The sequence below is a fragment of the Bradyrhizobium sp. genome (assembly GCF_019244115.1).
Classification (GTDB): Bacteria; Pseudomonadota; Alphaproteobacteria; order Rhizobiales; family Xanthobacteraceae; genus Bradyrhizobium.
Genome location: NZ_JAFATE010000699.1, coordinates 1 through 12,192, shown reverse-complemented (window position 1 = coordinate 12,192; position 12,192 = coordinate 1). Strand labels below are relative to the sequence as shown.

Annotated in this window: 10 protein-coding genes; 6 read left to right on the top strand and 4 right to left on the bottom strand. The window is 63.0% G+C overall.

What is annotated here, in order from left to right:
- Positions 1 to 518: 518 nt before the first annotated feature.
- Positions 519 to 722 (top strand): hypothetical protein, encoded by a 204-nt coding sequence (locus JOZ76_RS30265; RefSeq protein WP_291704989.1) that lies wholly within the window; start codon positions 519 to 521, stop codon positions 720 to 722.
- Here JOZ76_RS30265 and JOZ76_RS30260 read toward each other — a convergent pair.
- The gene (locus JOZ76_RS30260) at positions 719 to 2,146 is read right to left on the bottom strand and encodes an exopolysaccharide biosynthesis polyprenyl glycosylphosphotransferase (protein ID WP_291704987.1); all 1,428 of its coding nucleotides are present in this window, start codon (positions 2,144 to 2,146) and stop codon (positions 719 to 721) included. The two genes, JOZ76_RS30265 and JOZ76_RS30260, sit on opposite strands and share 4 nt — an antisense overlap.
- Before the next feature lie 66 nt (positions 2,147 to 2,212).
- Complete coding sequence (locus JOZ76_RS30255; protein ID WP_291704985.1) at positions 2,213 to 4,069, bottom strand: WecB/TagA/CpsF family glycosyltransferase; 1,857 nt, start codon at positions 4,067 to 4,069, stop codon at positions 2,213 to 2,215.
- Positions 4,070 to 4,412: 343 nt separating this feature from the next.
- On the opposite strand from JOZ76_RS30255, the gene JOZ76_RS30250 reads away from it, so the two are divergent.
- The gene (locus JOZ76_RS30250; RefSeq protein WP_291704983.1) at positions 4,413 to 5,657 is read left to right on the top strand and encodes a hypothetical protein; all 1,245 of its coding nucleotides are present in this window, start codon (positions 4,413 to 4,415) and stop codon (positions 5,655 to 5,657) included.
- On the opposite strand, the gene JOZ76_RS30245 is transcribed toward JOZ76_RS30250, so the two are convergent.
- Positions 5,601 to 7,136: a lipopolysaccharide biosynthesis protein gene (locus JOZ76_RS30245; RefSeq protein WP_291704982.1), complete on the bottom strand. Its 1,536-nt coding sequence runs from the start codon at positions 7,134 to 7,136 to the stop codon at positions 5,601 to 5,603. The genes JOZ76_RS30250 and JOZ76_RS30245 overlap by 57 nt on opposite strands.
- Positions 7,137 to 7,142: 6 nt before the next feature.
- Positions 7,143 to 8,054 carry a class I SAM-dependent methyltransferase gene (locus JOZ76_RS30240; protein WP_291704980.1) on the bottom strand — a complete coding sequence of 304 codons (912 nt, stop codon included), beginning with the start codon at positions 8,052 to 8,054 and terminating at the stop codon, positions 7,143 to 7,145.
- A gap of 229 nt (positions 8,055 to 8,283) precedes the next feature.
- Between JOZ76_RS30240 and JOZ76_RS30235 the strand changes: the two genes are divergently transcribed.
- The 4 genes from JOZ76_RS30235 to JOZ76_RS30220 all read left to right on the top strand — a co-directional run.
- Positions 8,284 to 9,231 carry a hypothetical protein gene (locus JOZ76_RS30235; protein WP_291704978.1) on the top strand — a complete coding sequence of 316 codons (948 nt, stop codon included), beginning with the start codon at positions 8,284 to 8,286 and terminating at the stop codon, positions 9,229 to 9,231.
- On the top strand, positions 9,228 to 10,322 hold the full coding sequence (locus JOZ76_RS30230; RefSeq protein WP_291704976.1) for a glycoside hydrolase family 5 protein: 1,095 nt from the start codon (positions 9,228 to 9,230) through the stop codon (positions 10,320 to 10,322). The genes JOZ76_RS30235 and JOZ76_RS30230 overlap by 4 nt, the downstream gene beginning before the upstream one ends.
- A gap of 48 nt (positions 10,323 to 10,370) precedes the next feature.
- Positions 10,371 to 11,975: a Wzz/FepE/Etk N-terminal domain-containing protein gene (locus tag JOZ76_RS30225; RefSeq protein ID WP_291704974.1), complete on the top strand. Its 1,605-nt coding sequence runs from the start codon at positions 10,371 to 10,373 to the stop codon at positions 11,973 to 11,975.
- A 20-nt stretch (positions 11,976 to 11,995) separates the two neighbouring features.
- Positions 11,996 to 12,192: polysaccharide biosynthesis/export family protein (locus JOZ76_RS30220; protein WP_291704971.1), on the top strand; the 197-nt coding region annotated here is incomplete at its 3' end.

Sequence of the window (12,192 nt, the reverse complement as noted above, 5' to 3'; positions counted from 1 at the left end):
CGTTCGACTGGAATCGGGTATGATCCGCCGCCGCAGCTTTCTCGTCCCCACGGCTTGCGGGAGCGACCTCGCTCACACTGGCGTCGATCATTCGCGATCAGGCGCCGTGCGGATCGGGTCGGGAAGATGCGCGCGGAGCTTGCGGCGTGGACCAACTGACCGGCGGCTTGCCGGTCCGCTCAGTCGACACCCAGCGTCAACTTCTTTGCGTTCAAGAAATAGATCGGACTGCCTCGCAGGGCGAAACTCGCGACGTCAGATTTCCGCAACTGCAGCGTGTGCACAGCCGCGGGCCCCGGTCCGGACCGATCCTTCAGGAGACGCCGAACCAGCATCGCCGTCGCGGACGAGCGGTTCGCACTCGCTGCCAGGCAGAGTATGAGCTTACCGACTTGCCGCAAAAAGGAGCGCTTGCAATAGTCTTGGTCTGATGGCGTCATTTATCGTAGATAGAAATTTTGGCCGGGGGTCTTTCATTGCTGATTTTATTGCTTCTCAGCGTCATCGTGGGTTTGTGCTTGACGGGCTACAATGTGTTCGCTGTCCTGATCGCCATCGCGGTCGTCGTCGCTGGCTCGCTCATTTACGACATCGTCAATGACGCGCCGCTCACACACTCCGTCCTGGCCGGCGCCATCGGGGCCGTCTTCGTGCCGGCCGGCTATCTTGTCGGGCAATTGCTGCGGCCGTCACGTCGCGATCGTGGGTCAGGCGGGCTCTAATAGGCATTCTCATAGGTCTTCTTCGAGAACACCGTCATCAGAAGGATCTTGAGGTCGAACGCAAACGACCAGTTGTCGATGTAATAGAGATCGTGTTCGACACGCGCCCGCATCTTCTCGAACGTATCGGTCTCGCCTCGCAGGCCGTTGACCTGCGCCCATCCGGTAATGCCGGGCTTGACATTATGCCGCCGCGACATCCGCGCGATCTGGCCATCATACATCGCGTTGTGCGAGACGGCGTGCGGGCGAGGTCCGATGATCGACATCTCGCCTTTGATGACATTCAGAAGCTGCGGGAGTTCGTCGATGTTGGTCCGCCGCAATATCCTTCCGATTCGCGTCACCCGCGGATCATGGCGCGTCGCCTGGCGAAACTCCTTCTCTTGAGCTGCGGCCATGGTCCGGAATTTCAGCACATTGATCGGCCGGTTGTTGTAGCCGTGGCGGATCTGTCTAAACAGCACCGGTCCCGGCGAGTCCAGCTTGATCAGGGCTGCGACGATCAGCATGAACGGCAGGCTGAGCACGCCGGCGAAGCTCGCAACCACCAGGTCGAAACTTCGCTTCAATAGGCGATCGACGGCCCAGTCGGGGCCCGACGCAATCTCGAAGACGCGGGCGCGGCCGTAATATCCGATCCGGCTGCAGTTCATCAGATCCAGCATGCCGATCGGCAGCAGCTGAACCTTCACCGGCATTTCCGAGAGCGTATCCACCGCGCGGGCGACCGCGTCCATACCATCGGCGCCGAACAGCAGCAGCACCGACTCGCATTGCAGGGCACGGCTTTCGTTCGGGATGTTTTTCAGCTGCGCATCCGGGCTTTCCTGATCCAGATAGTAGATCCGGCGGATCTCCTCCTGCCGAGACGACAATCGTTCAAGCAGGCGCATCGGCTTCTCCACGCCTGGAAACACCAGGACGAGTTGGCCGGGCGCGGCCCAATAGCCGCGCATGCGCGCCAACTCCACGGCATGCCACGACAAAATCCGAACAACGATCTGCACCGGCAGGCCAAGCGCAAACTGCGCCAGGAAGGTTCCTCTCGAATAGCTGGTGACGGTTCCCGTGATGAACATCACGGCGAGCAGAAAAATGAAGGCGAGCGCGAAGGCAAGCGCCCCGCGATGCAGGAACGCGCGCCGGTTCCATTCAGCACCGAGAAAATCGTATTGTCCGTCAGCGAGGCAGATGGCGCCGTACAGCAGCGCAAGGCCCGTGCATATCCAGCCATACGGCAGCCCTTTCGGCAGTCCTCCCCACACGATGAGGTGATAGGCGAGGAAAGCGACATAGGTCGAGGTGGCGACCGCCGCCATTTCGGTGCCGGCGATCACCATGGCAAGAGCCGGACGATCCTCGCGCCTGCAACCGATCTCGTCCGCATGCGCTGTGGTACCGGGTAGCGTTGTTTCAAGCATTCGTTGATCTCCGGCGGGACTTACGGTCGTCCCCTGATGTTCGTTCCAAAGAAGGTCGACAGTCCTTCAACCGCGCGCGCCGGACCACCAGAGCGCGACGACACTTGAGAGAAAGCGTGGATTGCCGAGCAGATAGCGCGCGGCGAGCCGGCGCGGCTCCACGCAGAGTCGATAAAGCCATTCGAGACGCGCCGAGCGGATCCACGACGGTGCGCGCGGCACTTTGCCGGCCATGAAATCGAACAGGGCGCCGACGGCGATGCCCAGCGTGCATCCTGTGGTGTCAAAATGTCGGGCCAGCCACAGCTCCTGTCTCGGATTCCCGAGCCCGACCAGCAGCAGGTCTGCCTTGGCGGACTGAATCGTCTGGCTCACCGCCGGTGCATCGAGGTCGCCGAAGCCATGCTGGACACCGACGACCTGATGTTGCGGGAACTGCACCTGCAAGGCGCAAGCTGCGCGTTCGGCAACGCCGGGCCGCGCGCCGAGAAGAAAGATTCGCAGGCCGTGCTGCAGTTCCGACAGGAGATAGGGAACGAAATCCGTTCCATTCAGATTCTCCGGAAATTTTGCGCCGTAAAGAACCCGGCTCGCAAGGTCCGTCCCGACTCCATCATTGAGGACATGAAAGCGCCGGAGCGCGTCGCGCACGTGCCGATCGGCGCGCGCGATATTCAGGAGATTGGCATTGCCGAATGCCACCATTTGCGGTGATTTCAGAGCGAGCCGCTTTTGCAGATGGCGTGCAGCTCCCTTTCGGCTCGTCAGCCGAATCGGCACGTCCAGGATGGTGCGCGCCGGTTCGCCCAGCACCGATCGGTACAGCGACAGATAGCGTGCCGAAACGGCGTCCCAATCGTAGGCTCGGGACGCTTCAATACAGCTCTCGCGCACTTTCCGGTAGGAGCCGCCGATCTCCTCCCATGCATCGACGAAGGCCCGTGCCGCCGCGACGGGGTCGTCAAAGCGGAGGAGTTTTCCGATGCGCCTCGCGCCGACCAGCGAGCGAAAGGCGTCGATGTCCGACAGGACCGGATACAGACCGGCCGAAAGGCCCTCGACGACCGCGAGACCAAAGCCTTCATATTCGGATGCGCTGACGAAGACGCTCGACCGGCCCATGACGTCGCGGATTTCGGCGTCGGTCGGCGAATCCAACACCGCGATCGCGTTCTGTTGTCCGCTGGCCGCGATCATGTGCCTGATATCGTCTGCGTTCTGGTCCCACGCGCGACCTGCGATGGTCAGTGACCATTCGGGGTCCAGCTGCCGGACCTGCTTCAGGAAGGCGATCAGGCGGTCCAGCCTTTTGTTGCTCGACAGCCTTCCGACGCAGATCATGCCTTTGACGGGTGAAAGGCTGGCCGCATCTGCGAGCTTGTCCGTGTTCACGCCGTTTTCAATGCAGTGAAGACCAGTCGAACGAATGCGTGCGAAGCGACGGAAATCGGACCCGGAAACGGCGACGGTTCCCGCATAGGCGTGCATCGACACCGACGTCAGGGTGCGAAACCAGATCGACTTGAGCCACGATGCATAGCGCGTATGAAAGAAGCCGCCGTGAGTCGATACGATCAGGCTGCGGCCGTGCAGGAACTTGGTCAGCGCGAGAAAGTCGAAGAAGAAATCGATGCCATGGACATGAACAATGTCGGCCTTGGCGATGTAGCGCAGGACCCTCGGTGCGACGGGATAGCGTCGCGAGCCGAAATAGGGAATCCTGACGATCTCGACGCCGTCGATCGTCTGGTACGACGGCAATCGCGTGCTGCTCGAATCTGCTTTCGCCATGAACAAGCGGTCGAGTGTGACCACTCGCACCGCGAATCCGCAGCCGACCTGGCGCGCGGAAAGCTCGCGCACGACATCCTCGAGGCCGCCGATCGAGGGTGTGAACTGTCGGACGACGTGTACGATCAACATGAACCGCTCCGGGAACATTCTTGCTAGCAACGCCAGCCACCGCTCGAGGCCGCATGGACCCGAGCCGTGCGACCTCAGGCGCGCACTGCATCAATTAAGATCGCTCGCGCCAGTTCCTGAATTATCCGTGTCAGGACCTTCAACGCCTGTCGCGCGTTCTCACGTGGGTTTGCTACATTAGCGCAAGTTAATGCACTCGCATCGCCGCTAGAGCTCCATCGGATGCAGGTGCCTCGCAAGCGCGCTGAATGATGCGAAATGAGGCAGCGTGGCTGGGATCAGCGAAGCAAGAGTCGTACGGGCTGGCGGAACCGATGCCGCGCGTCGAAGCGGAACGGTGCTCATGACCGCATTGTTCTGCTCGGCATTTCAGTTCTTCCATTCGTTCGGAAAGGCATTCGAGACACAGCCGCTTGCACCCTATCTGCTGCTCGAGGTGACGCTCGCGGTGCTGCTGTTGTTTGCATCGATCACGATCGCGTTGCAGGTCGCATCCGGCCGGGTGCGTCCGCTCGATCTGTTCTTCTTTCTGTTCCCGCTGGTCTGGCTGACTCTCAGTGCTGGCTTTGCGTGGCTCATGTTCGATCAGCCGCCGATCTTCGGGATCGGCGAGGATCGCCGGATTCTGACGTTTCTGTATTGGTTCGCCTTCGATGCGGTCCGCCGCCGGTTTGGCCTAACCGTGACCGACATCCTGCGCGCGCTGGTGCTTTGCGCCTGCATCTATCTGATTGTGGCGATCGGCCTGCAGATCATTGTTCCGGACCGACTCAGCGGCAGAGCGATCCCTGACCTCGATACGAGGCGGCTCAGAATGTCGGCGCCGGGCGATTGCTTTGCGATCACGTTCCTGTCCGGGCTGGTCGGAAGCCTTGTTTCCAGGCATCGGGCCATCAATCTTCTTGCGCTGACCGTCGGGCTGGTCGGGCTGCTGCAGGTTGCCCAGACCCGGCAATTGACGCTGGCGGCGCTCGCCGCCGCCGTGATCATCATCTGGTTATGGCGTCCGCATTGGGCGCTGGCGCTTGCCGCCGCCGGGACGGCGGCCTTCCTGGTGACGATATCGCTGCGCGGCCCGGTGGTGTTCGAGCAGCTGGTCGAAGCCGTGGTGCCCAACATGCAGGAATTCTTCGGGGCCAATCTTGCGGAAAACGCACGCATCAACACCCTCGGTATCGTCGTTGGTCTCCTGGAGGACAATCACTTCCTGGGCCTTGGCGCGGTTTCGCTGTTGCATGATGGGGGACTGGCGCGAATCTATGGGCGCGATTTCTTCGTCAATGATGTCGGCTTCCTCGGAGAGGTGTTTCGGGTCGGCCTGTTCTATTGCGGATTTCTCGCCGTCTATGCCGCCATCGCGTTGAAACTCTGGCAGCGAGTCGGGTGCGCTCAGCACCGTGCATTGATTGCGGGGCTTTATCTGTTCTATTTCCTGCAGGCGCCGACCGACGGCTTTTTCTATCGATTGGGTTTTGTGCACGCGTTCCTGTTCCTGCTCATGGCCGCTGCCGCTGCACGGTCTCGTCAAACGTCAGCTGAGTGGCGCCAGGCGCCGTCGCAACCAACCGTATCCGCGCGTGCCCTTTGACGATGCTGCAATGTCGGCCATGATTGTGGCGGCCTCCTTGAGGCACTCCCGGCCGGTGGCGGTGAACAACAGGCTTGTTCCGGTGATTGCGTAGGATACGGCCACCGACAGCGCAATCGGCAGCGCAGGTGGACCGGGAACGTGATCCCCGATCCAGGACACCGCCGCAAAGGCAGAGACTGCGGACAACAGGAACGGAAACACGGTCCGGCCGACATCGACCGCCGTGATCGGGCCGCTGCGAGTGGCGCGCCAGACCGCGAGAGGGGATCGAATGACCTCGCTGATCGCATAGGCCGCCGCGACGCCGTGGGCGCCGAAAGGCAGGCCGGCCACAAAGGCCGTACACGCAAGTACGAGGCCCAATCCGTTCAGAACAGAGAGCTCGGCCGCGCGTCCCTGGCTGATCAGAAGCGAGGCCAGCGAGCTCGTGATCAGTTGCAGGGCTCCGGCCAGCGCCAGCCATGCAAGCATCGGAGCCGCCGCGATCCACTCCTGCCCCAGCAGCACCAGGCAGACCGGCCTCGGAACCGCCATGATCGTCACCATCGCCGGCATGATCGCCAGCAGCGGAGCCTGCAATGCCAGGCGATAGACTTTGCGGTAGCGCTGCGGGTCATCGCGCATTCTCACCAGCGCGGGCAGCACCAGGCGGTCCAGCGGCGCGCAGACGAAGATGAGCGGAAGCAGCACGATGCGGTAGGAGCGGTCGTACAGTCCGAGTTCAAATCCGCCCCGGAAGCGTCCGATCAGGACATTGTCAACGCTCCGGAGCAGGAAGTCGAACAGGCTGGCAAGCGTAACGCTTCGCCCGACCCGAAGCATATCGCCGAGGCCCTGCAGGCTGCGTGGCCGGCCGGGCCGCCAGCCGCTCGCGCACCAGCTCGCCGCGACGATGGCGAAGGCCGTCGTGCAGTTCACCACCCAGAGTGCCCAGTAGGAATCCGTCGCCAGGGCGACGGCTCCGCCCAAAACATAGCCCAGTGCCAACGAGCCGGCATCGATCGCGGCCAAGGTGCCGAAGCGGAGAGCCCGATTGAGCAGCGCCATCTGCGGCAGCGACAGCGAGCCCGCCAGCACAATCACGCTCGATGCAGCAACGAGGGCGACCAGTCGCGGTTCGCCGTAGAAGCGGGCAATCAGGGGCGCGACGGCGACCAGAAGCGCGGCAAGCGCACCGCCCCAGCCGATGCTGATCCAGAACAGGCCTGTCAGTTCCGCATCGCTGATCGATTGACGCTGCAGCACCGCACTGGTCAGGCCGGCATCGCGGATGATCGCGGCGAGCGCCAGCAGAGGCGAAACCATCGCAAACACGCCGAACTCGCTCGGCCCGAGCAGCCGCGACAGCGCCATGATCGCCGCGACATGAACGGCGAGCTTGATCGCCTGTCCAGCTGCGGTGAATGCCATGCCGCTGGTCGCGACATTGCGGAACCGGCCTGGCTGCTCGCCGTCCATCGCCGTTGTCGAGCGCACGCTGCGTCACTGGCCCGGCACGGCGATGCGCTTGAGCAGAAAGTCCAGATCGTTGGTGAGCCAGAGCGAGGCGCCGGGACTGTCGGGCACCATGAGCCGGCCGGTCTTCTCGAGCCAATAGACCGGAAGGACCGGCTTCCAGTCGGGTGAAAAGATCAGCAGAGCCGCCAGCAGATATTGCTCGCCATAAAGGCGGCTATTGTAGAAGCGGCGATACTCATAAGGCAGATTGACGTCGTGGATGTGCACCAGCACGCCGCGTGGCAGCCGGGGCAGGATCTCCAGGAACACGAATTGCGTGTCGGAGCCCTGAACGACAAGATGGCTGCCATCGAAGAACAGAACGTCGCCCGGCTGCAGGGCGCCAAACACATCGGGGCTCGCATGTTGAACCGGCGTGTAGTGAACCTCGTCCGCGACTGACGAGATTTCCGTCCGCGGCGCCGGATCGATGCAGACGAGCCGGGTGTCGAGCCCATGATGTTCGATGGAATGGCGGAAGAATTTCGTCGAGTTCCCGCTTCCGATCTCGACGATCCGGGAAGGGCGCAGGAGCCCGGTCAACGCCCACAGCGCGCTGGCGTCATTGCCTTGAAAATAGCTGTTGTTCCAGAACGGCTGTCGCTCGTCTGTCGCACCGCGTGCGATCGTCTCCCGCGCGAGGTCCATGGCATGGGACATCCGGCGCAACAGCGTATCGTACACGGTCTCTTGCGCACGAATTCGCGCCAGCACCTCGCCATAGGCGAACTCCGGATCAGTCGCCGACAGCACCGCGCGGTGATCTAGCGGAACGACAGCATAGCTGCCGAGCGCCGCGCCGCCGTGACCGAGCGTTCGTAGGCCGAACCGCCAGATCCTGCGGAGATTGGTCGCGAGCGACTCGTTGTGGCGAATGGGAGCGACGTCTTGGAACATTTGTCCATCCTTCAGACTTGGAACGGCGATCAAGACCGGCAAGCCTCGCTAAATTAGTGACCAATAATACGGCTGAACGCGCCTTCGAGCTCCAGCGCAACAGGAACCCGATGCAAAGAAGTCGGTATTCGCGCGCTCACGTCCGACAAACGCACGACGAACTCGTAAGTTCAGTGCGAAGCAAAACTCGCAAGTCGCCGGTCGATGTATCGAATGAAGGGACGGCTTCGTGAAGGTGCTGACAACCAGCGCGGATCAAGATCTTGCGCAGCCCCGGATTGCCTTGTGCCTGCTCGGACCGTGCTCGGACCGGTCGCGTTTCCGTGACACGGCGGAAGCCGTTCTCCGCCAGGACTATGCCGGCGGCATCGTGCTGCTCGTTCCGGACGGCGCAACGCTCGAAACAGAATGGATGCATATCGGCACCGACGTCGGGCGAACGCTCGTCGTCGCGCCGCGCGCCGATACGACGCTTGCGCTGGACTGCAACGCGGCGCTGGTCATGGCTTTGGCATTGGACCCGCCGGTCGAGTTCCTGGCACTGCTCCGTTGCGGCGAGAGGCCGTCGAAGGGATGGCTGTCCTCGCTTTGGCGAGCCCAGGAGGAATTTGACGCCGATCTCGTCGCCGGGCCCGTCAAGGCGGTGTTCGACGATCGTCCGCCGGACTGGATGATTGCAGGCGGTTTCCTCGACAGGTTGGGACTTCGGCGCGGGCTCATGCCGCGGCTGCCTGCGGTCGACAATTCATTGATCCGCGCTGCGGCCGTACGCTCCCTGCTGCCGCTTGTCGCTGCAAATCCCGCGGCGAATGACAGCGAATGGATCGACCTCGCATTTCGGGCACAGCGGCTCGGGCTCATCGCAGCTTGGGCCAATGACGCCATGGTTTTTGATCCGATCCCGAGATCGCGGATGACCGAACAATGGGTGATCGATAGGGCGTATTCGAAAGCCTACGCCGCCGCGCGCGCGCAGCACGGCGGCCGGGCGGGTCGGACCGGCGAAAAGCTGCGCCGTGTCCGCGCATTCACACTCCTGCTGGCCGGTCTCGTCTCCTGCGGTCTGTTCCGACTTGACCGGTTTCGTCTCGTGCAGGCGCGCCTGATGCTCGCGCACGCGAGGGGGACGCTGGACGGGTGCGCCGCGCAGGAGCATTGCCGGAGCAAGGCCGCATGAGCAAGGCATCTGTCTTGCACCGACGCGACGTTGCACGCGGACTTGCCCTGTCGATCGCCGCGGCGCTCGAACCTCGACTTGGCCTTGCCGCCGCGCGGCCGTCAGCCTCATGCGATGCGCTGCCCGCCGAACCCTGGACGGAATTCGGGATTAACATCGTCGGACCGGCATTGTCGCCAAGCCGCCGGGGGCAGTACGCCAAGGATTATATCTATCCGCAGGAAAGCCAGCTGGCGTATTACCGCGCGAGGGGCTTCAGGGTCGCACGGGTGACGTTTCTCTGGGAGCGCCTGCAGCCGCGCCTGTCGTCGGATCTGGATGCAGGAGAACTGGGGCGTCTGCAGACCCTTGTCGAAGCTGCGCGCAGACAGAAGATGGTCCTCGTCACGGGGCCGCACAACTATGCCCGCTACGCAGTGACGGATGGAGAACCGCAGCTGATCGGCAGCCGCAGCGTACCGACCGCCGCATTCGGCGACCTGTGGCGCCGCCTTTCCACCGCCTTCCGTCCGGTCCAGGACGGGCTGATCTTTACCATCATGAACGAACCGCACGATACCGAGAATGCGTGGGCGTCGATTGCGCAGGCGGCCGTCGATGCGATCCGGGACATCGATCCGCAAAGATGGCTCTACGTTCCCGGCGACGGCTGGAGCAGCGCGCGGTCCTGGCGCGAGCACAACGACAACTTGGCCATCGCCGACGCGTCGGACCGTCTTGTCTATGTGGCTCATCAATATTTCGATGCGACTGCGAAGGGCTCCTACGACAGGGATTACGATGCCGACGGTGCTCATCCGCAGATCGGGGTCGAGCGGGTGCAGCCGTTTCTTCAATGGCTGCGGGAACGCCGGTTCCGGGGCACGGTGACCGAATACGGCGTGCCCAACAATGATCCGCGCTGGCTCACCATCCTCGACAACACGCTCGACGCGCTGAAACGGGCGAGGGTGGGCGGGGCGTATTGGGCCGGCGGTCCATGGTGGGGCGACTACCCGCTGTCGAGCGAGCCGCGGGGCGGCCATGACGCGCCCGTCCTGTCGATCCTGACCAAATACACCGACCACTGCGCAGAGCCGCGATCGAACTAAGCCGGTCCGATCAGGTTGTCTTGCACCGCGGCGAGCATGGAATGAGGAATGCTGAAGGAACTCGAGCGTCCCCCAGTGAGGCTGTCCCGCCCCCTCGAGGAGGGCGACACCGTGCTGGTCTCCCCGCATTTCAACAGCATCTTCAGGCACGCGCGGCTCGTCATCCGCGTCACCCTGGCGTTCGGCGCTCTCGCCGTTCTGTTCGCGATTTTTCGTCATGACTCCTACACCGCGGTTACGAAGCTCCTGATCGACAACAAGACGCTGCAGCTGAGCCGTCAAGATGCGGTCTTTGCCCGCTCGGAAGTCGATGTTCCGCTGATCCAGAACCAGATCGAGCTGCTGCGGTCGGAGAGCATCGCCGGCCAGGTCATCGACAGCTTCAAGCTGGCGGACGATCCGGATTTTGGCGCGCGCCGGAGTCTGCTGAGGCAGTTCGCGCCGACCGATCCGGAGGAGCGGCGGCGCGTTGCGCTTGATGCGTTCAAGCGGCGGCTCTATGTCGGGCGCGTCGGCGACAGCTATACGCTGGAGATCCGCTTCACAGCGGCCGCGCCGAGCCAGGCGGCGGACATCGCCAACAAGATCGGCGAGGACTACATCCGCCTGCTGGCCGACACCAACGACAAGCTCGCCCAGTCCGCGAGCCCCTGGCTGCGGCCGCGCCTCAAGGATCTCGGCCCGAATGCCTCGGTGATCACCGCGGCCACGCCGCCGCTTAGGAAGGACGGACCAGGCTCGCTCGTCATTCTCGGTGCCGCGCTGCTTGCCGGCCTCATGTTCGGGGTCACGGGCGCGCTCGCCGCCGATGTCAGGGACCGCAGCATCCGAACGCCGCATCAGGTCGCGGCCGTCACCGGCGCCGAGTGCCTTGGTGTGGTGCCGCAATTGAAGAGCCGCAATCCGCTGTTCGATGCGATCCGGCTGCCGAAGTCGCACCTGACGCATGCGATGCGGCGGGTGCTCGCGGCGGTCCGCGAGCAGCCCGACGCGCGAATCGTCGGCGTGGTTTCGGCCTTGCCCGCCGAGGGCAAGACCATGACAGCCGCAAATCTGGCGCAAGTGGCCGCAGCTCAGGGAAGTCGCGTGCTTCTGGTCGACGCGGCCAGCCATAGCGAAAAACTCTCCCGGATGCTCGCACCCGAGGCAAAGGCGGGACTCGGCGAAATCATCGCCGGGACGATTGCGCTTCAGGATGCGCTTTGGGGCTTTTCAAATACCGACATGAAATTCGTTCCGATCGGAGGCAGCGCGCGATCGGGACTGGAGCAATCGATCAGCGCATCCGGACTGCAGGATGTGCTTTCGCAGGCCGGGTCCCTGTTCGATCTGGTCGTAGTCGATCTGCCGCCGATGACCCTCGTTGCCGACGTGCGTGAGGCGGCGTCCGCGTTCGACGCTTTCCTGCTGGTCGTCGAATGGGGAAAGACGCCGCGCGAGGTGGTCGCATCCGCGCTCGCCGGCAACGATCAGGTGGAGCGCAAACTTCTCGGCACCGTTCTCAACAAGGTCGAGCTGCGGAAACTGCAGACCTACGACGCCTCGCTGTCGGTGCTCTATGACAAAAAGAGATATGCGAACTACGTGAATGACAGCGACGATGCGCGCCGCTCCTGGTTCGGGGCCGACGAGAAAGGTTTTAAGCAGCGATGACCAGATACCAGAGCTGCGCAGTGGTCCTGCTTCTGTTATTCCTGCTGCCCGGCCGCGCGACGGGCGCAGACTATCTGCTCGGATCCGGCGATGATCTGACGGTCAAGGTCTATGAATGGCCCGACATCAGCGGCGACTACCGGATCGGCGCCGACGGAAAAGCGTCGTTTCCGGTGATCGGTGATGTCATGGCGGCCGGCCTCACGGTGGATCAGCT